Genomic DNA, 23,109 nt, shown 5'->3' with positions numbered 1-23,109 from the left:
CCGTGAGATTTCCCAACCAGCGTCTGGCCCAACTTTTCGCTGCGCTGCAAAACGAAACGCTGCCGCAGGATGAGCTAGCGCGGCGTTTTGCTGTTTCAACGCGCACGGTGCGCACCGATATCACCGCGCTGAATGCGCTGTTGGAACAGCATGGCGCACAGTTCGTGCTGGCACGCGGCGCGGGATATCAACTGAAGATTGATGACGTGGCGCGTTTCGACCGGTTACAGGAAGAGAGCGCTGCACCGCTGCGCGTTCCGCGCACCTCGCAGGATCGCGTGCGCTATTTGTTGACGCGCTTTCTAACCGCAGCCTATTCGCTCAAGCTGGAAGACCTGTCGGAAGAGTGGTTTGTCAGCCGGGCAACTTTACAAAGCGACATGGCGGAAGTGCGTGAATGGCTGTGCCGCTATCATCTGAATATTGAAACCAAGCCGCGCTACGGCATGAAGCTGTTCGGCAGTGAGGCGGCGATCCGCACCTGCCTGACCGATCTGCTGTGGCAAATCGATCAGGAAACCCCGGATAGCCCGCTGCTGACGGTGGAAGCGCTGCACGCTGGCATGTTGACGCAGATCGAACCCTTGCTACAACACTGCTTTACGCAACACGGGATTCGCCTTAGCGATGAGGGCGAGCGCTATCTGCAAATTTACTGTGCGGTGGCGGTGCGACGCATCAGCGAAGGTTTTCCGCTCAACGATCCCGGTGCAGAAGATGTGGGGGAAGAGGTCCGTGAAGCGGCTCATCACTTAGTGGACCTGATGCAGCCGCTGGTCGGCAAAGCGATTTCCCAGGCGGAGGAAAACTGGCTGCGAGTGAACATTGCCGCGCGACAAATTCAGGCGCTGGCACCGAGCACCATCAATGCCGACGATGCCGATGCACTGGTCGATTACCTGCTGAACTACATCAACACGCACTACAACTATCGCCTGCAGCAGGATGAGCAACTGCGGGCCGATTTGCTCACCCACATTAAAACCATGATTACCCGGGTGCGCTACCAGATCCATATCCCCAATCCTTTGCTGAGCAATATCAAACAGCACTATCCGATGGCATATGACGTGACGTTGGCGGCGGTGACCAGTTGGGGCAAATATACGCCTTACAGCATCAGCGAGAACGAAATCGGTTTTCTGGTATTGCATATCGGTGTGGGATTGGAGCGGCATTATGATGTCGGCTATCAGCGGCATCCACAGGTGCAGTTGGTGTGTGACAGCGGTAACTCGACGCTACGCATGATTGAAGCACTGCTGCTGCGCAAATATCCACAGCTAGTGGTCACGGCGCGTTTGTCGCAGCGTGATTACGAGATGCGTGAACACATCGACGAAGATTTCGTGATCTCCACCGCGCGTCTCAGTGAGAAGAACAAGCCGATTGTGGTGATGTCACCGTTTCCTACCGAGTTTCAGCTAGAGCAGTTGGGCAAGCTGGTGTTGGTGGATCGCACGCGCCCGTATATGTTGGAGAAGTACTTCGATGCGCAGCACTTTATGGTGCTGGACAAACCAATGACACAATCAGCGCTGTTCCGCGTATTGTGCGATCAGCTGGAGTCGGAAGGTTATGTGGATGCCGACTTTTATCCTTCCGTAGAGGAACGTGAAGCGATTGTCAGCACACTGCTCGGTGAAGGCATCGCGCTGCCGCATTCGCTGGGATTGCTGGCGAAAAAAACCGTGGTCTACACCGTGCTGGCACCGCATGGTGTGAGCTGGGGTGATGAAACCGCCTCGGTGATTTTCCTGCTGGCGATCAGCAAAAGCGAATACGAAGAGGCGATGGCGATTTACGATTTGTTTGTCACCTTTCTGCGGGAGAGGGCGATGAGCAGGCTGCGCGACTGCGGGGATTTCGTGAGTTTTAAAGCGGTGGCGATCGACTGTTTGAGTCGGATGTGAACGTAAACCAGGGCGGCATTTATGCCGCCCTTGTGTTAATCAACCACGCTGCTTCGCCAGCAACCGCGGAATTTCACGTAAGCACCACGCCTTGGCTTCACCCATGCTGTCGCGGCGCCACGCCATGATGATATCTACCTCGCGGGTGTACTCGGCACTCACCACACGCAGACGACCTTCGGCGATATCCTGTTCCACCATCGGGTAGGGCATGGTGGCGACACCGAGCCCTGCCAGCAGTGCACGGCGTTTATCATCCATGCTACTGACCGTCAGGCGCTGCTGTTTATCCAGCAACTGTACCGTTAAAACCGGGCGTTCGCGTGCGGTATCTGCCACCGCGATACCGCGGTATTTCACGCGCGTCACCTCTGACAGCGGCTCGGCTTCCTGGTGAATCGGATGGTCCGGGCTGGCAACGTAAACGCTCATCATACTGTAGAGTTTACGGGTGTTGATCTCGGTTGAGGCGCGGAAATGCATATCGGGCGCGATCACAATGTCTGCCCGGCCTTGCTCAAGGCGCTCCCACGCACCGGCCAGCACTTCCGTAATCAGTGAAATCTGGGTATTGGCTTTCTCTGACAGCTTTTCAACGATCGGGAACAGCAGATCGGTGGGTATCAGTGCTTCGGCGACGATGGTGAGATGGGTTTCCCAACCGCGGGCCAGTGCTTCGGCGTCCGTAGTGAGTTTATCGGCCGCTTCCAGCAGCACGCGACCACGCTCCAGCAGCATGCGCCCTACGTTGGTAAACTTGGTGCGATGACCGGAGCGGTCAAACAGCACCACATCCAACTCCTCTTCCAGCTTCTGCATGGTATAGCTCAATGCAGACGGAACGCGACCTAATTCGTCGGCCGCTGCGGCAAAGCTGCCACGACGATCAATAGCATCCATCACACGTAAAGCTTCGAGGGTTAACGCGCGGTCTTTTGCCATGTCGGTTCTCTGTCAGTAAATTTGAACATGCCAGGCAGATTAACTGGCTTACAATCCGGCGTCCAGCCTTTTACCATTGACGTATAAAGCCTGCGGTCGGATCTCACCGCAGCGCGTCGGAGGTAAATCATGATGAAAACCCGCTGCGCGTCCGCATGTGGCCAAGCTGATTTCGGTTGGTTGCAGGCGCGATACAGCTTCTCTTTTGGCCACTATTTTGATCCCAAGATGATGGGCTACGCTTCATTACGCGTGCTCAATCAGGAGGTACTGGCGCCAGGTGCGGCGTTTCAGCCACGCAGCTATCCTCAGGTGGATGTGCTGAATCTGGTACTGCAAGGTGAAGCAGAATACCGTGACAGCGAAGGCAACCACATGGTGGCGAGTGAAGGTGAGGCGATGCTGCTGTCGGCTCGTCAGGGCGTAAACTATAGCGAAATCAATATCAGCAAAGACCGCCCGCTGACACGCATGCAACTCTGGCTGGCTGCCTGCCCTGACCGTGAAAATGCCTTACTGCAAAAAATGGCCTTACCGCAGCAAACCAGCTTTTTGCTTGCCTCGCCGGATGGTGAAGCGGGCAGCTTGCAACTGCGCCAGCAGGTATGGGTGCATCAGGTGACGTTAGCGCCGGGTGAGCAGTACAAGGTGAAATTGCACGGATCTCGCGCTTATCTGCAATCGATTCACGGCTCGCTGGATTTGCAGGCAAGTAGTGCCAATCAGGAGTTACTGAGTTGTGGCGATGGGGCGTTTTTGAGTGATGAGAACCAGATTATGCTTCAGGCGAAAACGCCGTTGCGTGCGCTGGTGATTGATCTGCCTGCATAAAAAAGGCGGCCTGAAGGCCGCCTCTGCTCACGCTTACTTGAGGATAGTAAACGCGGTGGTGACGTGCTTCACGCCGCTCACTCGGCTGGCAAGATCTGCCGCTGCCGCTGCTTCCTGTTGTGTCACCATACCCAGCAGGAACACCTCGCCATTCTCCGTGGTGACTTTCACGTTTGACGATTTCACCTGATCGCTACCCAGCAGCTGTGAGCGAATCTTGGTGGTGATCCAGGTGTCCGAGGACGATGTGCCCAGGCTCACTTTCTGGCCGTTGCGGATTTCGTTATACACCTCGGTCGCACCATCTACGCCCATGGCGATCTGTTTGGCACGGCTCGCCAGATCGGGTGACGGTGACTGACCGGTCAGCAGGACTTTGCCCTGATAGGCGGTCACTACGACGCGCGCCTGGTTTTTAATTTGTTCATCTTTAGCCAGCGCGTTAGTAACACGCAGTTCCAGCGTACCGTCATCCACTTGCGTGCCGACGGTGCGCGGATCGGTTGCCGTTTTGGTGGCTACCGCGGCACCGCCCGCGACAACGGCGACACAGCCTTGCAGCAGCATGGCGGTTAACAGAATGGCGACAGCGTTCAATGCTTTCATTTGAGCTCCTTCAGTCATTCCTGGTGTGGGAACAAAGTGTTATCAATCAAATCACACAGACAATTCAGCGTCAGCATATGCATTTCCTGAATGCGTGCACTGCGATGTGACGGAATGCGAATTTCCACATCGTGCGGACCCAGCAGGCCCGCCAGCTCACCGCCATCATGGCCGGTCAGCGCGACGATGGTCATATCGCGGGTAACCGCAGCTTCAACCGCTTTAACAATATCGCGGGTGTTGCCACGGGTTGAAATGGCCAGCAGAACATCGCCGGCCTGACCAAGCGCACGAACCTGCTTGGCATAAATTTCATCATGCAGACGATCGTTACCGATCGCCGTCAGCATCACGTTATCGGCACTCAAAGCCAGCGCAGGCAAACTGGGGCGTTCGGTCTCAAAACGATTAATCATACTGGCGGCAAAATGCTGGGCATTGGCCGAGGAAGCACCATTCCCGCAGCTCAGGATTTTGTTACCGTTCAGCAGCGACTGCACCAGCGTCATAGCCGCGCGGGAAATGGCATCGGGTAGCGCCTCCGCAGCAGCGATTTGAGTCTGAATACTTTCGGTAAAACACGCTTTAATTCTGTCCTGCACAAGACCACCTGGTTCTATCCATCGGCATTAAAGGCATCGGGCAGCCATTCCAGATCGCGCCCGGTAATGGCGATGATGTCAAAACGGCAATTCACCGTATCAAAACTGCCACCGCGAGCCAGCAACCACAATGCGGCCGTTCGCAGCAGCTTTTGTTGTTTCTGGCGCGTCACGCTGGCAGCCGCACCGCCATATCGCGCATCACGCCGATAGCGCACTTCGACAAACACCCAGTAATCCGCATCGCGCATGATCAGGTCAATTTCCCCACTGCGACAACGCACATTACTGGCAACCCACTGCAGCCCGGCGCGCTCCAGATAGCGGCGCGCCTGCTGCTCTTGCTCAGCGCCAATGCGCTGGCGATTTACTGCACCGGAACGATTTGTCCCTGGCGATACTGGTTCCATGCCAACTTCCTGTTGATCACGCAATCCGTGTCGGCGCTCAGTTTGCCAGTATTGCCATCAATGGCAAAACCCGGCACTTGGCGCATCTGGTTAAAGTGATTCGCCAGCGTCCAGGCATCAATGCCCATCGCATAAAGACGAACCAGCGAATAATCGTTGTTAAACGACTTCGCCGCCTGCTGCATCAGGCCAGGATTACTCCCGGAGAGCAGCGGAATGTCGCTGAACTGCAGACCCTCCATTTCCAGACGGAAATCAGGGCCGGCACCCGCCTGCGCACTGCGTGAGCTGGCGTACAGTGCGATGTTATTGCGGCTGCTGGTACGCATCGCAATCATCGGCTTAATCAGCTGCAGTTCATCCTGGCTGGCCACGATATACACCGCATCCACACTGCCACCGCTGCTGGCATCCGCCGCTGGCGCTGGTGTGCTGGTTTGTGGCGCCGGAATGGTCAGGCCCGCAATGGCTACACCCGCGGATTGCGGCTGTTCAACGGTTAGCGGTGTACCACTCAGCGCGATACCTGCACCGCTATTGATACCTTGCTTCAGCTCGGAAACGCCACCGAAACGTTGTTGCAGTACGGTGGAACCGCCCAGCTGTTGCCATTCCTGCGCGAACGCTTTACTGACGCGATCGCCATAGCTGCTGCGCGGCACCAGCAGTAGTGGCTGGCGTTTGCCTTGCTCGTAGATATGGTGCGCGGCATCGCGCGCTTCGTCTTCAGGAGAAAGCGCAAAATAACAAATATTCGGATGGTTCTGGACCTGTTCTGGCTCATTCAGCGCCAATACGTTGAGTGGCGTCTGGCTGTTAACCACCGATTCAACGTCGTTTTTCAGCAGTGGGCCGACCACGATAGTGGCGCCATCTTGCTGGGCTTGCTGCATCACCTGCGCAATCGGCTGGCTGCTAGTGTCATACACTTTGACCTGCGCATTGCTGTCTGGCTGAGCGGCAGCTGTTGCCGGTTGTGCGGCGGGCTGAGACTGTTCGGTCTGCGGCGGCATATTGCCCGCCATGGCCGGGCTGACAACCGTGTTAGCGGCGGCGTTGGCCTCTGTAGGTTGCTGAGCATTGGCGGCGCCAGTCTGAGGTGTTGACGGCTGGGCATTGGCATCGGTTGCAGCAGGGGCGGGCTGCGCTGCTGGGGCATTTAACACGCCATTTTTGGCATCGTTAAAGCCTTTTTGAATCGCATTGGCAAAAACCTGTGCTTGTCCATTCACTGGCAGCAGCAGCGCGATGGTGCTGGTCGAAGCTTTCGTGAAGTTTTGTACCTGGCTGAGCTGAGTAGGCAGCGACTTCGCGCCTGGGTTCTGCGGATAGCGCGTTTGCCAGTCTTTGATCGCGGCTTTCAGCATTTGCGGGTCCTGGCTATTGGTGTGCCAGGTGTTCAACAGATCCAGCCAGCCCTGCAGAGTATTTTCATCGGCATTGATCACCAGCGCGTTCAACTGGTCTTGTGTCATCTGCGTCAGTGCTTGCCAGGTGGCGTCAATATTGCTCTGGTGGTCGGCGCCTTTCAGCAGCGGTTCCTGAGCAATATAGGCGCGCAGCAGGGCCAGAGAAGGGCGATTCTGTGCTGCGGCGATTTGCAGTGCGTAGTAGCGCACTTGCTGATCTTCAGAGAGGCCATCGGTTTTTTCCTGCCCCAGCGTCTGCTGAGCACCACCGAAATCTTGTTGACCAATCTGCATTTGCGCACGCAGTAACAGCAGCTCCTGCTGCTGCACAGCGGAGAGCTGTTGCGGCAGTTGCGATATCTGATCGTTTGCCTGCGGATACTTTCCTTCCTTCAACAGGGCACGGATGGCAAGTAATTGCCAGTCGGTCTTGCTATCATCGCTGCTTTGCTGCACCTGCTGCAGATAATAGTCAGATCGGCCTGTTGCAGGGCCCTGAATATTGACGTTAGAGGTTTGCTGCGGCCCCTGACCGCTACATGCGGCTAAAATCAGTCCAGCGAGAAGAACAGGTACAAAGCGTCCTGCTTTATGACGTACGACTTTTGAAGGAAGCATACTGTATCCAGTGATGTTTTTTTCTAGATGCTCAATATTAAATCGGCAATTCGGATGAAACAATGAAACAACTCGATCGGGCAGAGATTTCTGCCAGTACGCTCTATATCGTTCCTACCCCGATCGGTAACCTGGGTGATATCACACAACGTGCGTTGACGGTGCTCGCGAGCGTCGATCTGGTCGCAGCGGAAGATACACGTCATACCGGGCTGTTGCTACAACATTTCGCCATCAATGCGCGACTGTTCGCACTTCACGACCACAACGAGCAACAGAAAGCAGAGGTGCTGTTAGCCAAGCTGCAAGAGGGCCAGAGCATTGCCTTGGTCTCGGATGCGGGCACGCCTCTCATTAACGATCCCGGCTATCATCTGGTGCGTCGCTGCCGTGAAGCAGGTGTGCGCGTGGTTCCGTTGCCGGGTGCCTGCGCGGCGATTACAGCATTAAGCGCGGCGGGGTTACCGTCAGATCGTTTCTGTTACGAAGGATTTCTGCCCGCCAAAAGTAAAGGCCGTTGCGATGTGCTGCGCTCCCTTGAGAATGAACCTCGTACCCTCATTTTTTATGAATCCACCCACCGTTTGATTGATAGCCTGCAGGATATGGTGAGCGTGTGGGGGGCCGATCGTTATGTGGTGCTGGCGCGCGAGATTACCAAAACCTGGGAAACCATCCAGGGCGCGCCGGTGGGTGAGCTGCTGGCATGGGTGCTGGAAGATGAAAACCGTCGCAAAGGCGAGATGGTGCTGATCGTTGAAGGTCATAAAGCCGATGAAGAGGCTCTACCGGCTGAAGCACTGCGTACGCTGGCATTGCTACAAGCGGAGTTGCCGTTGAAAAAAGCCGCAGCGCTTACAGCGGAAATTCATGGCGTTAAGAAGAACGCACTGTATAAGTACGCGCTAGAGCAGCAAGAGGCGTGACAAACGCGGGCGGATCGCCTATTATCCCGCGCCGAAGCTGACCAGACAGTCGCCGCTTTGTCGTCGTCCCTTTCGGGGGAGACGGGCAGAGGGGAGGAAAGTCCGGGCTCCATAGGGCAGGGTGCCAGGTAACGCCTGGGGGGCGCAAGCCTACGACCAGTGCAACAGAGAGCAAACCGCCGATGGCCCAGTAATGGGATCAGGTAAGGGTGAAAGGGTGCGGTAAGAGCGCACCGCGCGACTGGCAACAGTTCGTGGCACGGTAAACTCCACCCGGAGCAAGGCCAAATAGGGGTTCACAAGGTACGGCCCGTACTGAACCCGGGTAGGCTGCTTGAGCCAGTGAGCGATTGCTGGCCTAGATGAATGACTGTCCAAGACAGAACCCGGCTTACCGGTCAGTTTCGACTTTTCAGGTGAAAACCCCGCTCCGGCGGGGTTTTTGCTATCTGGCTCACAGTGGTGAGATGAATAATGGTCCACTTCATAACTCTTCGCAATTGATTGCTAAATTATGTTGTTGTTGCGCACTATTCTAAGAATATATCCCGAAATTTAATTCGAATCCTTTACGTCACATTTTTTAGCTCATGAGAAAAAACAAGAAATTTCTTGGAGATTTTCATACCTAAAAAACCCATATTAAGAGCTTACTTTTAGCTCAAAGCATTGACTGTTGATAAACAGTGAAAACCTTTATGTTCAAACTCAATGGGCTACTTTTCTGGGCGTTTGAGTCTACAAATGGAAAATTGATTAATTAAAAGTAAGGATGTCAGGGATGAGCAAACGAACGGATATACTTGATGCTGCAGCAGCTGAAACAGCCAGGCACGGGCTTATATATACAGAAGTCCTAGGCTGGGTGGATCTTGGTCATGCGCAGGGCACAGACATTAGAATGTTGTGGTCGCAGTTGCTCCAAGGCGAGTCTAGAAGCGGGTCAACTTATGATGTGACTTATAAACAGTCAATGGTCGGTCTTGGACAGCGTTTCACGGTCGGGAAATCAATCACATGGCGCATCAAAAAAGGTTTGTCATATCAGCAAAAGCAAAGTATTGCTCTTACGATGATGATGACACTGGCTCGCAGGTTTGAAGATCTTCAAGGTTCTTTCCCCTACAACTGGGTGACTGACAGCGGATTTAGTTGTGAAGACCTTGTTTCTGACCTGTTAGGTTATTACCGGGTTATGTCTTGCATGAATAATATATTTAGCTACTTGAAACCGATAAGTAAAGCGGATGCCCTAAAGCGGTGGGATCATTACGGAAAAGTAGGTTCTTGGAAAAATGAAACATTCCGACCGCTACTTTTTCCTGACCCATCCTTTTTTCCAAACACAAGACCTTACTTAGGGGAGTTGCCGAATTTTATGAAAGCTGTCTCTCCCTATAAAAATTGGAGATCGGGAGATGTTGGTATCATCGACTCTAATCGTGGATTTATTCACTTTGGCAAGGGAGTGTCACGGTTATGAAAAATGCAATAAAGCCTGTGCTCATCACTTTTGCGATTTTAGCTATTGGTATGACCTATGGTTTGCACTACCTTAAGATGGTATTCGCAGAAGGCGCTGAATATTCAGAAAAGGATAGGCGAGACTACGATTTTTATACGCCAGAATTACTTAAAAATATACCGCGAATTACTAAGGATTTTAGATTCACTTACAACAATGAGTCTGGGCCCAACCCCGCACTGATTCACCAGATAAGATTTATCGGCACAAGTGACACCAGTAAAATAGATATCTATTTAGAAAGGAATGGATTTAAAAAAGGTGGTGTTTGTGATTATCGAGGAGTTTGTTGGACCGGCAATGAACCCAACATAAATGTATCAGTAGGTATCGAGGAAGATCCGATAACAGTTATTGTCTCGATGGTTGATAAGGTAAAATAATGACGATGTCAACTAATGCTATAAGGCTACTTAATGGGATTTTTTAGAGAATTAACGTTACTAATCTGATAATTAGCATCCCTCCTGCAAAGATGATCTCAGTATTTATTCAAAGTATTTTAGAGGGCTTATAGATAAGAAATTTTCATTTATGTTAGGTCTCAGCATCACTCTATGCATAGTTTGAATCACCTGTAGCGTAAAGAAATGAAAATCCCATCTAAAAATTTCGGTCTTATGCCAGAATAGGCGCGTGTATAACTACTGAGGACAATTTTTCATCCACACTGAGGAAAAGCAACAACGTGGATAAGTTGTAAAATTATGGACAAAATGTTCGCCCCAATGATGGCATCCCCTTCTTCTCTGCATACTCAATCCAACTGCCTGATCTTCGACCAGCACTGGCGCTTTGCGCTTTAGTTCCATTCTCTCCTTAGCAAAATATTTTATCTAAATTTTCTCACGCGCAATTTTTTGCGTGGCGAAACGCTATTTCTCATTAGGGAGAGAAATCATGTGGTATTGGCTTTTATTAGCATTGGCCATCGTGGCTGAAATAACCGGTACGCTGTCAATGAAATGGGCTAGCGTCAATGATGACAGTGCGGGTTTTATTTTTATGCTGGTGATGATCGCACTTTCTTATATTTTCTTATCTTTTGCTGTAAAACGCATTGCCTTGGGTGTCGCTTACGCCATGTGGGAAGGCATTGGCATCCTGTTATTACCCTGTTTAGCGTGACGTTGTTTGATGAAACCCTATCGCTGATGAAAGTGGCGGGCTTAATCACGCTGGTGGCGGGGATCGCGCTGATCAAATCCGGTACGCTGACACGTAAGGAGCAACAGCATGAGCTCGTTTAATCTTGTGCATGTGGCCTGGCTGGCGCTGGCGATTGGGCTGGAGATCGTCGCGAATATCTTTCTCAAATACTCCGATGGTTTTCGTCGCGTGCTATATGGTGTGATCTCGCTGGTCGCGGTGCTGGGGGCATTCAGTGCCTTGTCTCAAGCGGTAAAAGGGATCGACCTCTCGGTAGCTTATGCGTTGTGGGGTGGGTTTGGCTTGGTGGCCACGGTTGCTGCCGGCTGGGTGCTGTTTGGTCAACGGTTGAATCGCATCGGCTGGCTAGGCGTTGGGTTGCTGATTGCTGGGATGCTGCTAATCAAGTTCGCTTAAAAGTGGGTGCAGTGGCACGGTTGCTCACCTGCTTGCGCGTAACAGGAATGATCAGTCGGCGTTTTTACGCCTCGCAGTTAACCTGTAAAACCGTGCTCAACGCACTCCTTTAGGAAAAGAGTGTGTTGAGCACAACGATCCGCACCAAACTCAACCGCGGCCGTGTGGCTCATCCCAGTCAAACGCCGGGCCCAGCGAAATCACGCCGCTCGGGTTGATAGTTTTGTGGCTGCAATAATAGTGATGGCGAATATGCGGCAGATTGACGGTATCGGCAATGCCCGGCATCTGGTAAATGTCGCGCAGGAAGCCACTCAAATTGCGGTAATCACTGATGCGGTGGCGATCGCACTTAAAGTGGGTCACATATACCGGATCGAAGCGAACTAATGTGGTCCACAAACGCAAATCCGCTTCAGTGAGGCTATCGCCAGTCAGATAGCGATGCTGGCCAAGAATTTGCTCAAGGCGCGCCAGCGAGTGGAACAAAGCCGTGACTGATTCATCATAAGCCGCCTGCGAAGTAGCAAACCCGCTCTTGTACACGCCATTATTCACCGTGTCGTAAATCCAGCCGTTCAGCTCATCGATCTTGTCGCGTAACTCTGGCGGATAATAATCTCCGGCGCGGGCACCCTGCGCATCAAAGGCCGTGTTGAGCATACGGATGATGTCAGCCGATTCATTACTGACGATGGTGTGCTGGGTTTTATCCCATAGCACCGGAACGGTCACGCGGCCTGTGTATTGCGGGTCGGCGTGCAGGTAAAGTTGGTAAAGGAATTCGTTCTGATAGAGTGAGTCCCCTGTTGCATCTGGGAAATCATCGTCAAAGGTCCAGCCGTTTTCCAGCATCAAGGGATGTACCACGGAGACGGAAATCATCTCCTCCAGCCCTTTAAGCTGCCGCATTAACAGTGTGCGGTGCGCCCATGGGCAAGCAAGAGAAACATATAAGTGATAGCGGTCGCGCTCGGCGGCAAATCCGGCATTGCCGGTTGGGCCAGCACTGCCATCCGCCGTTACCCAGTTACGCCAGACTGCTTCTGTACGTTTGAAGCGGCCACCGGTTGACTTCGTATCGTACCAGGTGTCATGCCAGACACCGTCAATCAGCTGTCCCATAAGCCCTCCATAAAGAAAAAGGGCGAGGAAAATCCCCGCCCCTGCAAATCAGTATATGTGTTCTGGCAACGCTTGTGTGCTTAGCGTGCGGCTGCTGGTGCGAAACGAGCACGAATCAGACGGTCAATGCTATAAGCACCTGGACCTACCAGACCCAGCACCAGGAAACCACCGGCGATGGACAGGTTTTTCATGAACATCAGCTGGTTAACGCCTTCAGCAAAGTTGCTGTGGAACAGGAACGCGGTCAGCAGGGTGAAGCCAGCGGTGAACAGTGCAGTGAAGCGAGTCAGGAAACCAAACAGAATTGCCAGACCGCCGCCAAACTCCAGCAAAATGACCAGTGGCAGCAGGAAGCCAGGGACGCCCATCGCCTGCATGTATTGTGCGGTACCCGCGTAACCGGTGATTTTGCCCCAACCTGCAGTAATGAACAGAATAGTCATCAGTACACGTGCCAGCAGCAGACCTGAGTCTTCGAATTTTTTCATCATTTACTCCAACAAGAATTATGTAGCAGGTTGTTGGCCTGCAAGGTTTTAATCCCGGCGAATCGAATGATTTAATTCGCTGGGCTGATGGAAAGAGATGATAGTCGCAGGATGGAACAGTTGTAAGCGAGATAAACTGTCAATGTTATTCAGGAATTCTGATGGAGAGAAAACCGGACCTTATCGATCCGGTTTTAAATGAAGGAATTAGCGTGGTTCGAGCGTGGATTTGATCATGCGCCAGGTGCTCCACAGGCCAAAACCGCGTTTTGCCCAACGTAAAATACGGTTAGGGCTGCGAATGGACCATATAGCCAGCGCACTGCTGCCAATAGCCAGATAGCGACGCATACTGATGAGCGTTAACCAACCTCGATCATACTGTGCGGTGCTGTCCAACCAGTCGCGGCGGGCGGCACTGAGGTCCAACCGTTGTTGTTGCACGTGGTTCAGCAGTTCGTGAATACGCGCTTCACGTTCACGGCGGCTCATGAGCGGTGCTCCTCCAGCAGTTTGCGATCGGTTTCCAGCTCTTTACGTGTATGACGGAGCAATGTGGATTGGCGTGACTTGTGCAGTGTCCACAAGCCGAAAATCAGCGCCAGCGCAAACAGGACGCCGGTCGTAATGGCAATCGCCATCAACCGATATTGCGCATCCACCGCCCAGATGATCAGCACCATCAGACTCATTAAACCGAAAGCGGTAAACAGCATGGTCAGCCCAACCATCATCAGCATCTGAATCAGATTGGCTTTTTCCTCTTCCAGCTCGGCGATTGCCAGGCGGACACGCGTTTCTACCATGCCTACCAGCGTGGTCACTACGCGCTGACCAATGTTGAAGACCCCTTTGCCTGGGCCTTGGCTCTGACTATCGCTCATATCAACGACGTGAGATCAGGATGCCAATCAGTACACCGACAGCTGCACCGATGCCCACGCCGTGCCACGGGTTGTCGCGCACGTATTCGTCAGCTTTCTCCGCCGCTTCACGCGTGGACTGTGCGATACGCTCGCCTGAGTCACCCAGACGCTCGCGTGAACTTTCGATAGCACCACGCGCTTTACTGCGCAGTTTGTCCAGCTCAGTCTTGGATTTATCCGTTGAGCTGCTCAGCACTTCTTCCAGGGTGTCAGCAAGGTTTTTCAATTCCGCACGCAGATGTTCAGATGTGGTGTCTTTTGACATGAAGTTCTCCATTACATCATTTATTTAAGTCCGATTAGTAAGGCTCAGCTTCGAGCTTCTTCAGCTCGTGCTGGGCCTCTTCCAGCTTACGTTCGCGCTTCTCAATTTTCTCTTTGTCATCGCCATCCTTGCGCTCTTCCTGAAGTTCACGCTCACGTTCTGCAATTTTCTGCTTCTGTGCTGCGATACGTTCACTATGGGCGGATTTCAATCTCTCGTCAGTGCAGTTAGCGCGGACTTCGGTCAGCGCACGCTCCAGCCCAGTGACCCGGCGCTGATTATCATGCTGTTTAGCCATGTCGATTTCGCGCTGAATATCATGCTCTTTTTGCTGGCAAAGTGACTCGGCTGCCAGCAGTGAACCCGAAAGAGAGAAAAGAATAGCACCCAGTAGTAATTGATGTTTCATCAGGTTTTGACCTTCCATTGTTAATGACCTGCCACAAACCGGGCAGGAGAGGCATCCCAGCTTGTCTTAGCGCGCTACTTTAAGCATAGACAGCAGACGAAAAAATTCAAAGAAGACGCGGGGATAGCGAGGATTGATCTACCGTCTGGCTTATCGCCAGACGGGTAAAATCAGCTATAAGTTGGACGATTGGCGTCGGGGACTTGCTGTGAAGCTTGCGGTCCGCTTGCCACCACAAAACCTTGTGGCAGCAGGCGACGCAGCACTTTCTGCGCGGCCAGGCTCTGCTCTTCGTTTTCGAAATGAATGACCAGCGCATCACCCGAAGGTGTAATACTTTTGATACGCACGCCCTGTGCCGATAGTTGCTGATAGAGGTAAAAACCATCAGGCAGATTGGTGCCGCTATGAGCAACACGAATTTTGACGACCGTATCGTGCTGCATCAACGAAGGGACAATAATCACGGCCAGCAGCGCCAAGGCACCCGCTACCGCCCAGGGCAGGAAACGCCTGGGGAATCCACGAAGCGCAATCATGACTGTGAATTCCCATTACGAGATGCCTGACGTTTACGCCACAACACCACCAGAGAACCCACCAATCCGATCACCAGCAGCACCAGCGGCAGCAGCATCAGACAGAACATCAGTTCATCTTCATAGCGGCGGAAAATTGGGGTTTTCCCCAGTGCAAAGCCGAGCACGGTGAGAATCAACACCCACAGGAAGCCACTCATCCAGTTGAAGAACTGAAAACGAGCATTACTCAGACCAGAAAGCCCAGCAATGGTTGGCAGGAGGGTGCGCACAAAGGCAATGAAGCGGCCAATCAGCAGGGCAGACAAACCGTGCCGATGGAACAAGCTATGGGCGCGTTGGTGGTATTGTGCAGGCAAATGCGAGAGCCATTTTTGCACGGTGGGCGTATTACCCAACCATCGTCCTTGAATATAACTGACCCAGCAGCCGAGACTGGCGCCAGTGGTGAGGACCAGTAATGTGAGGGGGAAGCCCATGGTGCCTTTGGCGATCAGCACACCTACAAGAATCAACAGGCTATCACCCGGCAGAAAAGCCGCGGGCAACAGGCCATTCTCCAAAAACAGGATCAGGAACAGCAAACCGTATATGGCCCACACCAGCGTCGGGTCGGAGAGCATTTCATAATCCTGCTGCCACAAGGCATGCAGCAATGCTTTCAAAATATCCATCAATCATTCCTGAACATCATTGTTAATCGTGCCCGTGAGGGGCTGAGGCGCAGGCTGGTTAGGTTATACATTTTAGGTATGCAGCCTGAGCGGGTTTCCGGATCCTTCCAGAATTGATTGTTAAATCAGCGACTTTTTAAAGCCCTGTCGCAAAGGGTAAGAAAAGGGCGATAACTGTAACAAAAATCACGGTAGTCAGACAGTGTAAAGTGGCCGCCGCACAGGAGTTTTACCTTTTGACGCAGATGGTCAAAAGGAGCTTTACATGAGCTGACACTATTGCAGATTAACTGACTTATTCGCCTGGAAATTCAGCAGAATCAATGTGAATTGTCACTACCTTCCGGCAGGATGACGGGATTTTCCGCAAACATGTAACGGTCGACATTGAATTCAAAATCATCGGCGGTGGCGTTAAACAGCATCTGTTTAGTATTTTCCAGGTGCTGCCACATTGCCAGCTTGCTGGCGGCGGGATCTTTGCGCATAAGTGCTTTCAGAATCTGGTCGTGATCGTCGCACCAGCTGGTGAGGTTGCGCTCATCAATATGCTCGTGCAACTTCAGCCAGTAAGGATTGTGCAGGCGGTGTAACCACATCTTTTCGACAATCGCGGCTAACGCACTGTTTTGTGTTGATTGTGCAATGCGCACGTGGAAATGCATGTCCCATTCGGAATCACGGGAATAATCTTCTTGGCGCGCTTTTTCCTGAATCGCCATCAACGCCATGATGTCCTGACGGGTGACCTGCGTGGCGGCAAATTCAGCGACATTGCTCTCAATCAACTGGCGCGCCTGCAACAGTTCAAACGGCCCAAAACTGGCGAACTCCAGCTGGCTCGGGGTGGTTTCACGATTCTGCTGTTGATTACTAATCACGTGAATGCCTGAACCTTTACGGACCTCAACGTAACCTTCCACTTCGAGCATAATGATCGCTTCACGGACGACCGTGCGGCTGACTTCCATCTCTTCAGCAATCAGGCGTTCAGCGGGTAACTTATCGCCGACGCGATATTCATCCGCTTCAATACGTCGCTTAAGTTCACTGGCAAGTTGTTGGTAAAGACGACGGGATTCGTTCAGATCCATTGCGCGGTTCGCTGTAGTGGTAAAGGTAGAGTTGTTATACCACTTTGGCAGAACGGAGGAAATGGGCTGACGTGCGTCAGCCCGAAGAGATTAACTGCGTGCTGTCGCCGGTTGAGCAAGGTTGTGATCGTCCAGTTCAGAGACCGGTTGGTTCTTCAGAACGGTCCAGATGACGCAAGCGCCGAGCAGATCAAACACCGCCAGTGCGGCAAACAGAGGGCTAAAGCCAAGGGTATCGGCGAGTGCACCCACGACCAGCGCGAACAGGGTACTTGCGGTCCAGGCGGCCATGCCAGTCAAGCCGTTCGCCGTAGCGACTTCATTACGCCCGAATACGTCGGAAGAGAGCGTAATCAGTGCGCCGGAAAGCGCCTGGTGAGCAAAGCCACCGACACATAACAAGCCAATGGCGACATACGGACTGGTAAACAGGCCAATGGTGCCCGGCGCAATCATCAGTATCGCTCCCATGGTCACCACCAGTTTGCGTGAGACGATCAGATTCACGCCAAACCAGCGTTGGAACAGCGGCGGCAAATAGCCCCCGACAATGCAGCCGAGATCGGCAAACAGCATCGGCATCCAAGCGAACATGGCAATCTCTTTCAGGTTGAAGCCGTAGACCTTGAACATAAACAGCGGGATCCACGCATTAAAGGTGCCCCATGCCGGTTCAGCGAGGAAACGCGGCAGCGCAATCCCCCAGAACTGGCGGTTGCGCAGGATCTGGCGCGCTGACATTTTGCTGTTATTCCCGGTCTGATGTTGCACCTCTTGGCCGGAAATAATGTAGTGGCGCTCCTCTTCACTCAATTTGGTTTGTTGTTTTGGATGTTTGTAAAACACTAACCAGCAGAGCGCCCAAGCCATACTGAGCACGCCAGTGATAATAAAGGCCAGCTGCCAGCTGTGTGCCAGAATCGCCCATACCACCAGTGGTGGTGCCAGCATCGCACCAATCGACGATCCCACGTTGAAGTAACCCACTGCCACTGAGCGCTCTTTGGCTGGGAACCATTCGCTGCTGGCTTTCAGCCCGGCAGGAATCATCGCCGCCTCTGCCGCGCCAACAGCACCGCGCGCCAGTGCAAAGCCTCCCCAACTCCCTGCCATAGCGGTGGCAGCACAAAAGATCGCCCAGAGTACGGCAAATACCGCGTAGCCGATCTTGGTGCCCAGCAAATCCAGCACATAACCGGCCACAGGTTGCATGACGGTGTAGCACGCCGAATAGGCGGCGACGATATACGAGTACTGCTGTGTGGTAATACCCAGCTGGGTTTCCAGCGTCGGTGCGGCAACTGCAATGGTATTGCGCGTCAGGTAGCCGAGCACAGTGCCCAGCGTCACCAGCCCAATCATGTACCAGCGTAGCCCTTTAATCTTACGCATCATTAACCTCTACCAGTCTGTCGTTGCGGCGATGCCGCTGTAGTTATCTGGATCGGGACCGCCATGAAGCACCTGGCTTCACGCCCGCAGGCGCTTTATCGAGCCGCCTTGTTTTCCTTACCTGTGCCATTCAGTTCGGCAACAACGAGGCGAGAGGTTAACTTGTTATACAACTTCAAAAGTTGAATGCCATCACAAAAACCCTGCATGCTGTGTGTGTTCGCCACAAAAGCCTTCATAACAGCAATTTAGTGCATTATGCCTGACATTTTTGTCCATATACCCACAGTGAAACTGTCATTATTGTGAGATGTATCGCAAACAATTTTGTCGATTGCGAAAATTGGTATGATAACTTTAAGTCAGAAGCCTAAGGGCACCAAACATGAGGAAGCAGGTATGTCGCGTTTTATGAGTGAGGATTTTCTACTCGATAGCGAGTTCGCCCGTCGTCTGTACCATGACTACGCCAAAGACCAGCCGATTTTCGACTATCACTGCCACCTGCCGCCGCAGCAGATTGCCGAAAATTACCGATTCACCAACCTCTATGACATCTGGCTGAAAGGCGATCACTACAAATGGCGTGCGATGCGCGCGGATGGCGTGCCAGAGGCACTCTGTACCGGGGACGCCAGCGATCAGGATAAATTTAACGCTTGGGCGCGCACCGTGCCGCACACTATCGGCAATCCGCTCTACCACTGGACGCATCTTGAGCTGCGCCGTCCTTTTGGTATCACCGATGTGCTGCTGAATGAGCAAAGCGCCGACCGCATCTGGCAGCAGTGCAACGAACTGCTGGCACAGGACGCTTTTCACGCACGCGGCATCATGCAGCAGATGAAAGTCAAAATGGTCGGTACCACAGACGATCCACTGGACGATCTGCAACACCACCGCACGCTGTCTGAAGATGCCAGCTTTAACGTCAAAGTGTTGCCGAGCTGGCGTCCTGACAAGGCATTTAATATTGAACTGGATACTTTCCTGCCGTGGATTCAGCGTCTGGAGCAGGTCACCGACATCAACGTGCAACGCTTTGATGATCTGCTGCGTGGCTTAAGTCAACGGCTCGACCACTTTGCGGCACACGGCTGCAAAATCTCTGACCATGCGCTGGACGTGGTGCTGTTTGCCGAAGCCGACGAAAGCACGCTGGATGGCATTCTGGCGCGCCGTCTGCAAGGGGCTACACCGACGCAAGAAGAGGTGGCACAGTTTAAAACGGCAGTGCTGGTGTGGCTGGGTAGCGAATATGCACGCCGTGGCTGGGCACAGCAGTATCATATTGGCGCGCTGCGCAATGCGAATCGCCGCCAGTTCGATATTCTTGGACCGGATGTCGGTTTTGACTCCATCAACGATGCCCCCCTGGCGATCCCGTTGGCTCGCTTACTGGATGCGCAGAATCGTAACAACGCCCTGCCTAAAACCATTCTTTACTGCGTCAACCCGCGTGATAACGAAGTGCTTGCCACCATGGCGGGCAATTTCCAGGGTGAAGGTGAGCCGGGCAAGATGCAGTTTGGTTCGGCATGGTGGTTTAACGATCAGCTAGACGGCATGCAGCGCCAGATGACGCAACTGGCACAAATTGGTTTGCTGAGCCGCTTTGTTGGCATGCTGACTGACAGCCGCAGCTTCCTCTCATACACGCGCCATGAATATTTCCGTCGTCTGCTGTGTCAGATGATTGGCAACTGGGTGGCTCGCGGGGAAGCACCGGCGGATGAAGCGTTACTGGGGCAGATGGTACAAAACATCAGCTTCAACAATGCGCGTGATTACTTTGGCATTGAGTTGGGAGCCTAATCATGCAGCGGCTAAACCGTCACGATTTTCCCGGCGCGCATTACAGCGATCGCGTTATCCAGTTTGGGGAGGGCAACTTCCTGCGCGCCTTCATTGACTGGCAACTCGACTGGCTCAATCAGCATCATGGCATTGATGCGGGCGTGGTGGTGGTGCGGCCGCGCAATCGCGTGGTGGAAGACTCACTGAATCAGCAGGACGGTTTGTACACCACGCTGATTCGAGGCCTGAACCAGCAGGGTGAGCAGGTGAGTGAAACTCGCCTGATCCGTAGCCTCAATCGCGAGATCCAGCCCTATCAGCAGTTTGACGATTTTCTTGCGCTGGCCCGTGCCCCGCAAATGCGTTTTGTGTTTTCTAACACCACCGAAGCGGGCATTGCCTTTGCCGAGCAGGATCGGCTGGAGGATGCGCCCGCTTCCTCATTCCCAGGCAAGTTGACACAGCTGCTGTGGACGCGTTTCACCCACTTTGCCGGTGCCGCCGACAAGGGCTGGCTGATTGTTCCCTGTGAGCTTATCGATCATAACGGCGATGCGCTGCGCGAGTTGGTGCTGCGCTATATCAAACACTGGATGCTCCCACCGGAGTTTGCCCGCTGGGTACTGGATCACTGTGCATTCTATAACACCCTGGTGGATCGCATCGTCACTGGCTATCCAGCCGATGGTGAGTCGATCGCGGCACAGCTGGGTTATGAAGATCGCTACCTAGTGGCAGGCGAGGTCTATTACCAGTTTGTGATTCAGGGGCCGGATGCATTGGCGCGAGAGTTGAAGCTGGATCAGCTGGCTCCAGAAGTGAAGTTTGTTGATGACATCTCGCCGTACAAAGCGCAGAAAGTGGCAATACTCAACGGTGCGCATACGGCCATGGTGCCCGTGGCTTTCCTGTCTGGAGTGGAAAGCGTGGGAGAAGCGATGGATGACGCTGCCATTGCTGGCTACGTTGATGCGCTGCTGCGTGATGAGGTTATACCGACGCTGGATCTGCCTTCCGATGAACTGCATGCCTTTGCTGACGCCGTGCAGCGCCGCTTCCGTAATCCGTTTATCCGCCATGCGTTGCTCTCCATTGCGCTGAATGGCATGACCAAATTCCGTACTCGTATACTCCCGCAGTTGTTGCTCGCACAGCAACAAACGGGTCAATGGCCGCCGCGCCTGACCTTCGCTTTTGCGGCGCTGCTGGCGTTTTATCGCGGTGAGCAGGGCGACAAGCAGTGGTCATTACAGGATGACGAGTACTGGTTACAGCAGTTTGCAGAGCTATGGCCTGCAGTAAATCAAAACAAAATGACCCCGGAACAGCTGGTGCAGGCGGTACTGCGCAACAGCCACCACTGGGGCGAAGATCTGACTCAGCGGCCTGGATTAGCGCCCGCAATCAGCCAACACCTGCAAAACATCATCGTCCACGGGATGCGGACGGCGTTGCTACAACTGAGATAACGCTATGCAAGATGCGATAAGAATACATTCACGCGACAACGTGGCGGTGGCGCTGCGCGATTTACCTGCCGAAGCGAAGATTGAAGTTGCTGGCCAGGTCATTACGTTGCAGCAAGAGGTGGGACGCGGCCACAAGTTCGCACTCACGCCGCTGGCAATCGATGCGCTGGTGATCAAATACGGTTTGCCGATTGCTCACGCGACGCAGCCGATTTCCATCGGTGAAATCATCCATTCCAGTAACGCGCGCACCAATCTGAGTGATGTCGATGAATACGATTATCAGCCGGAATTCCTCGATATTCCACCGCAGGCCGGTGACCGCGAAGTACAGATATACCGACGCGCCAGTGGCGAAGTGGGGATTCGAAATGAGCTGTGGATTCTGCCGACGGTGGGCTGCGTCAATGGTATCGCCCGGCAAATTCTGTCGCGTTTTCTAAAAGAGACCAAGGACGCGGAAGGGATTGATGGTGTGCATCTGTTCAGTCATCCGTTTGGCTGTTCGCAATTGGGGCAAGACCACGAAAATACCCGCACCATGCTGCAAAACATGGTGCGCCATCCTAATGCTGGCGCAGTGTTGGTGATTGGCCTCGGTTGTGAGAACAATCAGGTGGATGTATTTCGCGAAACCCTCGGTGGCTTTGATAGCGATCGCTTGCAGTTTATGGAGTGCCAGAAGCAGGACGACGAAGTGGAAGCCGGTTTAGCGCGGCTGCACACGCTGTATGAGGCTATGCGCCAGGATCAGCGCCAGCCGGGCAAACTGAGCGAACTGAAATTTGGGCTGGAGTGCGGCGGTTCTGACGGTTTCTCAGGTATCACTGCGAATCCGATGCTGGGCTGTTTCTCCGATCAAATGATTGCCAACGGCGGCACCACGGTATTGACCGAAGTACCGGAAATGTTTGGTGCTGAGCGAATTTTGATGAGCCGCTGCCGTGATGAAGCGACATTCGATAAAACCGTCGCGATGATTAACGATTTTAAGCGCTACTTTATCGATCATAAACAGCCGATTTATGAAAACCCGTCTCCGGGCAATAAAGCCGGCGGCATTACCACGCTGGAGGAGAAATCCCTCGGTTGTACGCAGAAAGCCGGGCAGAGTCAGGTCGTGGATGTGCTGAAATATGGCGAGCGCCTGGTGACGCCAGGTCTGAATCTGTTGAGTGCGCCAGGCAATGATGCGGTAGCCACCAGCGCGCTGGCGGGTGCGGGTTGCCATATGGTGTTATTCACCACCGGGCGCGGTACACCCTACGGCGGATTTGTTCCCACAGTAAAAATCGCGACCAATACGCCGTTGGCAGAAAAGAAACCGCATTGGATTGATTTTAATGCCGGGCGTTTGATTGATGGCATGAGCATGCCAGAGATGTTGGCCGACTTCGTCGATATGATCGTGGCGATTGCCAATGGACAGCCCGCGCGCAACGAAGCCAATGATTTCCGCGAATTAGCGATATTTAAGAGTGGCGTCACGCTGTAAATATCAGGTGCGCTCAACGCGCACCTGACAAAAACCGTGCGAAATAGACGGAGGGGCGGCATTGATGCCGCCCTGGCAATACCAA

The 23,109-nt window shown here is 53.3% G+C and carries 24 protein-coding genes, 1 other RNA gene and 1 pseudogene; 11 read left to right on the top strand and 15 right to left on the bottom strand.

Annotation, left to right across the window (positions count from 1 at the left end):
- The first annotated feature begins 2 nt into the window (after positions 1–2).
- The gene (locus F3J38_RS18305; RefSeq protein ID WP_167140806.1) at positions 3–1,913 is read left to right on the top strand and encodes a BglG family transcription antiterminator; all 1,911 of its coding nucleotides are present in this window, start codon (positions 3–5) and stop codon (positions 1,911–1,913) included.
- Positions 1,914–1,952: 39 nt separating this feature from the next.
- On the opposite strand, the gene F3J38_RS18300 is transcribed toward F3J38_RS18305, so the two are convergent.
- Complete coding sequence (locus F3J38_RS18300; RefSeq protein WP_167140805.1) at positions 1,953–2,855, bottom strand: LysR family transcriptional regulator; 903 nt, start codon at positions 2,853–2,855, stop codon at positions 1,953–1,955.
- Positions 2,856–2,984: 129 nt separating this feature from the next.
- Here F3J38_RS18300 and F3J38_RS18295 point away from each other — a divergent pair, with 129 nt between their 5' ends.
- Complete coding sequence (locus F3J38_RS18295; RefSeq protein ID WP_167140804.1) at positions 2,985–3,686, top strand: pirin family protein; 702 nt, start codon at positions 2,985–2,987, stop codon at positions 3,684–3,686.
- 33 nt (positions 3,687–3,719) lie between these two features.
- Here F3J38_RS18295 and dolP read toward each other — a convergent pair whose 3' ends face one another.
- From dolP to F3J38_RS18275, 4 genes are read right to left on the bottom strand one after another with little or no spacing between them, the layout of a single operon-like run.
- Entirely contained in the window at positions 3,720–4,292 is a 573-nt protein-coding gene (gene dolP / locus F3J38_RS18290) for a division/outer membrane stress-associated lipid-binding lipoprotein (RefSeq protein ID WP_167140803.1), read from the bottom strand.
- A 14-nt stretch (positions 4,293–4,306) separates the two neighbouring features.
- Positions 4,307–4,894: a DnaA initiator-associating protein DiaA gene (diaA, locus tag F3J38_RS18285; RefSeq protein ID WP_007890352.1), complete on the bottom strand. Its 588-nt coding sequence runs from the start codon at positions 4,892–4,894 to the stop codon at positions 4,307–4,309.
- A 14-nt stretch (positions 4,895–4,908) separates the two neighbouring features.
- Complete coding sequence (locus F3J38_RS18280) at positions 4,909–5,304, bottom strand: YraN family protein (RefSeq protein WP_167140802.1); 396 nt, start codon at positions 5,302–5,304, stop codon at positions 4,909–4,911.
- Positions 5,262–7,331, bottom strand: a complete 2,070-nt coding sequence (locus F3J38_RS18275) for a penicillin-binding protein activator (RefSeq protein ID WP_167140801.1) — start codon at positions 7,329–7,331, stop codon at positions 5,262–5,264. The genes F3J38_RS18280 and F3J38_RS18275 overlap by 43 nt, the downstream gene beginning before the upstream one ends.
- 62 nt (positions 7,332–7,393) lie before the next feature.
- On the opposite strand from F3J38_RS18275, the gene rsmI reads away from it, so the two are divergent.
- From rsmI to mdtI, 6 genes and pseudogenes are all read left to right on the top strand, one after another.
- A complete protein-coding gene (gene rsmI, locus F3J38_RS18270; protein WP_167140800.1) occupies positions 7,394–8,257 on the top strand; it encodes a 16S rRNA (cytidine(1402)-2'-O)-methyltransferase in 864 nt (287 codons plus the stop codon).
- A 33-nt stretch (positions 8,258–8,290) separates the two neighbouring features.
- An RNA gene (rnpB, locus tag F3J38_RS18265) (RNase P RNA component class A) lies at positions 8,291–8,667 on the top strand.
- 371 nt (positions 8,668–9,038) lie between these two features.
- On the top strand, positions 9,039–9,740 hold the full coding sequence (locus tag F3J38_RS18260; RefSeq protein WP_167140799.1) for a hypothetical protein: 702 nt from the start codon (positions 9,039–9,041) through the stop codon (positions 9,738–9,740).
- Positions 9,737–10,165, top strand: coding sequence for a hypothetical protein (locus tag F3J38_RS18255; RefSeq protein WP_167140798.1), 429 nt, complete (start codon positions 9,737–9,739; stop codon positions 10,163–10,165). The genes F3J38_RS18260 and F3J38_RS18255 overlap by 4 nt, the downstream gene beginning before the upstream one ends.
- Before the next feature lie 514 nt (positions 10,166–10,679).
- Positions 10,680–11,032 (top strand): annotated as a pseudogene (mdtJ, locus tag F3J38_RS18250) (multidrug/spermidine efflux SMR transporter subunit MdtJ).
- Positions 11,019–11,348: a multidrug/spermidine efflux SMR transporter subunit MdtI gene (mdtI, locus tag F3J38_RS18245; RefSeq protein WP_167140797.1), complete on the top strand. Its 330-nt coding sequence runs from the start codon at positions 11,019–11,021 to the stop codon at positions 11,346–11,348. The pseudogene mdtJ and the gene mdtI overlap by 14 nt, the downstream one beginning before the upstream one ends.
- Positions 11,349–11,498: 150 nt before the next feature.
- Here mdtI and F3J38_RS18240 read toward each other — a convergent pair whose 3' ends face one another.
- From F3J38_RS18240 to F3J38_RS18195, 10 genes are all read right to left on the bottom strand, one after another.
- Complete coding sequence (locus F3J38_RS18240; RefSeq protein WP_167140796.1) at positions 11,499–12,473, bottom strand: glutathione S-transferase family protein; 975 nt, start codon at positions 12,471–12,473, stop codon at positions 11,499–11,501.
- 80 nt (positions 12,474–12,553) lie between these two features.
- The gene (locus F3J38_RS18235; RefSeq protein WP_034829198.1) at positions 12,554–12,964 is read right to left on the bottom strand and encodes a DoxX family protein; all 411 of its coding nucleotides are present in this window, start codon (positions 12,962–12,964) and stop codon (positions 12,554–12,556) included.
- Between the two features lie 207 nt (positions 12,965–13,171).
- Positions 13,172–13,456, bottom strand: a complete 285-nt coding sequence (locus F3J38_RS18230; RefSeq protein ID WP_084937944.1) for a YqjK-like family protein — start codon at positions 13,454–13,456, stop codon at positions 13,172–13,174.
- On the bottom strand, positions 13,453–13,848 hold the full coding sequence (locus tag F3J38_RS18225) for a phage holin family protein (protein ID WP_167140795.1): 396 nt from the start codon (positions 13,846–13,848) through the stop codon (positions 13,453–13,455). Before F3J38_RS18225 ends, F3J38_RS18230 begins: the two co-directional genes overlap by 4 nt.
- A gap of 1 nt (position 13,849) precedes the next feature.
- Positions 13,850–14,155: an ElaB/YgaM/YqjD family protein gene (locus tag F3J38_RS18220; RefSeq protein WP_167140794.1), complete on the bottom strand. Its 306-nt coding sequence runs from the start codon at positions 14,153–14,155 to the stop codon at positions 13,850–13,852.
- A gap of 34 nt (positions 14,156–14,189) precedes the next feature.
- Positions 14,190–14,564: a DUF1090 domain-containing protein gene (locus F3J38_RS18215; RefSeq protein ID WP_167140792.1), complete on the bottom strand. Its 375-nt coding sequence runs from the start codon at positions 14,562–14,564 to the stop codon at positions 14,190–14,192.
- A gap of 170 nt (positions 14,565–14,734) precedes the next feature.
- Complete coding sequence (gene mzrA, locus F3J38_RS18210; RefSeq protein WP_167140790.1) at positions 14,735–15,103, bottom strand: EnvZ/OmpR regulon moderator MzrA; 369 nt, start codon at positions 15,101–15,103, stop codon at positions 14,735–14,737.
- A complete protein-coding gene (locus F3J38_RS18205) occupies positions 15,100–15,777 on the bottom strand; it encodes a DedA family protein (protein ID WP_167140788.1) in 678 nt (225 codons plus the stop codon). Before F3J38_RS18205 ends, mzrA begins: the two co-directional genes overlap by 4 nt.
- Positions 15,778–16,097: 320 nt before the next feature.
- The gene (exuR, locus tag F3J38_RS18200) at positions 16,098–16,871 is read right to left on the bottom strand and encodes a transcriptional regulator ExuR (RefSeq protein ID WP_167140786.1); all 774 of its coding nucleotides are present in this window, start codon (positions 16,869–16,871) and stop codon (positions 16,098–16,100) included.
- A 90-nt stretch (positions 16,872–16,961) separates the two neighbouring features.
- A complete protein-coding gene (locus F3J38_RS18195; protein ID WP_167140944.1) occupies positions 16,962–18,263 on the bottom strand; it encodes an MFS transporter in 1,302 nt (433 codons plus the stop codon).
- A 399-nt stretch (positions 18,264–18,662) separates the two neighbouring features.
- Between F3J38_RS18195 and uxaC the strand changes: the two genes are divergently transcribed.
- Genes uxaC through F3J38_RS18180 form a run of 3 tightly spaced genes read left to right on the top strand, consistent with a single transcriptional unit; the run spans position 18,663 to position 23,024 of the window.
- A complete protein-coding gene (gene uxaC / locus F3J38_RS18190) occupies positions 18,663–20,078 on the top strand; it encodes a glucuronate isomerase (RefSeq protein ID WP_167140784.1) in 1,416 nt (471 codons plus the stop codon).
- A gap of 2 nt (positions 20,079–20,080) precedes the next feature.
- Positions 20,081–21,529, top strand: coding sequence for a tagaturonate reductase (locus F3J38_RS18185; RefSeq protein WP_167140782.1), 1,449 nt, complete (start codon positions 20,081–20,083; stop codon positions 21,527–21,529).
- A 4-nt stretch (positions 21,530–21,533) separates the two neighbouring features.
- Positions 21,534–23,024 (top strand): UxaA family hydrolase, encoded by a 1,491-nt coding sequence (locus F3J38_RS18180; RefSeq protein ID WP_167140780.1) that lies wholly within the window; start codon positions 21,534–21,536, stop codon positions 23,022–23,024.
- Positions 23,025–23,109: the final 85 nt, after the last annotated feature.

Source organism: Candidatus Pantoea formicae, assembly GCF_011752625.1.
Lineage (GTDB): Bacteria > Pseudomonadota > Gammaproteobacteria > Enterobacterales > Enterobacteriaceae > Pantoea > Pantoea formicae.
Note: the sequence above shows the minus strand (reverse complement) of the source record. Positions and strands in the feature narration are given on the sequence as shown.

Coding starts and splice junctions, on each gene's coding strand:
- uxaC (WP_167140784.1), top strand. CDS start 18,663: ATGTCGCGTTTTATGAGTGAGGATTTTCTACTCGATAGCGAGTTCGCC.
- F3J38_RS18225 (WP_167140795.1), bottom strand. CDS start 13,848: ATGAGCGATAGTCAGAGCCAAGGCCCAGGCAAAGGGGTCTTCAACATT.
- exuR (WP_167140786.1), bottom strand. CDS start 16,871: ATGGATCTGAACGAATCCCGTCGTCTTTACCAACAACTTGCCAGTGAA.
- mzrA (WP_167140790.1), bottom strand. CDS start 15,103: ATGATTGCGCTTCGTGGATTCCCCAGGCGTTTCCTGCCCTGGGCGGTA.
- F3J38_RS18180 (WP_167140780.1), top strand. CDS start 21,534: ATGCAAGATGCGATAAGAATACATTCACGCGACAACGTGGCGGTGGCG.
- F3J38_RS18240 (WP_167140796.1), bottom strand. CDS start 12,473: ATGGGACAGCTGATTGACGGTGTCTGGCATGACACCTGGTACGATACG.
- F3J38_RS18205 (WP_167140788.1), bottom strand. CDS start 15,777: ATGGATATTTTGAAAGCATTGCTGCATGCCTTGTGGCAGCAGGATTAT.
- F3J38_RS18300 (WP_167140805.1), bottom strand. CDS start 2,855: ATGGCAAAAGACCGCGCGTTAACCCTCGAAGCTTTACGTGTGATGGAT.
- F3J38_RS18275 (WP_167140801.1), bottom strand. CDS start 7,331: ATGCTTCCTTCAAAAGTCGTACGTCATAAAGCAGGACGCTTTGTACCT.
- F3J38_RS18230 (WP_084937944.1), bottom strand. CDS start 13,456: ATGAGCCGCCGTGAACGTGAAGCGCGTATTCACGAACTGCTGAACCAC.
- F3J38_RS18260 (WP_167140799.1), top strand. CDS start 9,039: ATGAGCAAACGAACGGATATACTTGATGCTGCAGCAGCTGAAACAGCC.
- rsmI (WP_167140800.1), top strand. CDS start 7,394: ATGAAACAACTCGATCGGGCAGAGATTTCTGCCAGTACGCTCTATATC.
- F3J38_RS18255 (WP_167140798.1), top strand. CDS start 9,737: ATGAAAAATGCAATAAAGCCTGTGCTCATCACTTTTGCGATTTTAGCT.
- F3J38_RS18195 (WP_167140944.1), bottom strand. CDS start 18,263: ATGCGTAAGATTAAAGGGCTACGCTGGTACATGATTGGGCTGGTGACG.
- F3J38_RS18280 (WP_167140802.1), bottom strand. CDS start 5,304: ATGGAACCAGTATCGCCAGGGACAAATCGTTCCGGTGCAGTAAATCGC.
- F3J38_RS18295 (WP_167140804.1), top strand. CDS start 2,985: ATGATGAAAACCCGCTGCGCGTCCGCATGTGGCCAAGCTGATTTCGGT.
- F3J38_RS18215 (WP_167140792.1), bottom strand. CDS start 14,564: ATGAAACATCAATTACTACTGGGTGCTATTCTTTTCTCTCTTTCGGGT.
- F3J38_RS18235 (WP_034829198.1), bottom strand. CDS start 12,964: ATGAAAAAATTCGAAGACTCAGGTCTGCTGCTGGCACGTGTACTGATG.
- dolP (WP_167140803.1), bottom strand. CDS start 4,292: ATGAAAGCATTGAACGCTGTCGCCATTCTGTTAACCGCCATGCTGCTG.
- F3J38_RS18220 (WP_167140794.1), bottom strand. CDS start 14,155: ATGTCAAAAGACACCACATCTGAACATCTGCGTGCGGAATTGAAAAAC.
- mdtI (WP_167140797.1), top strand. CDS start 11,019: ATGAGCTCGTTTAATCTTGTGCATGTGGCCTGGCTGGCGCTGGCGATT.
- F3J38_RS18185 (WP_167140782.1), top strand. CDS start 20,081: ATGCAGCGGCTAAACCGTCACGATTTTCCCGGCGCGCATTACAGCGAT.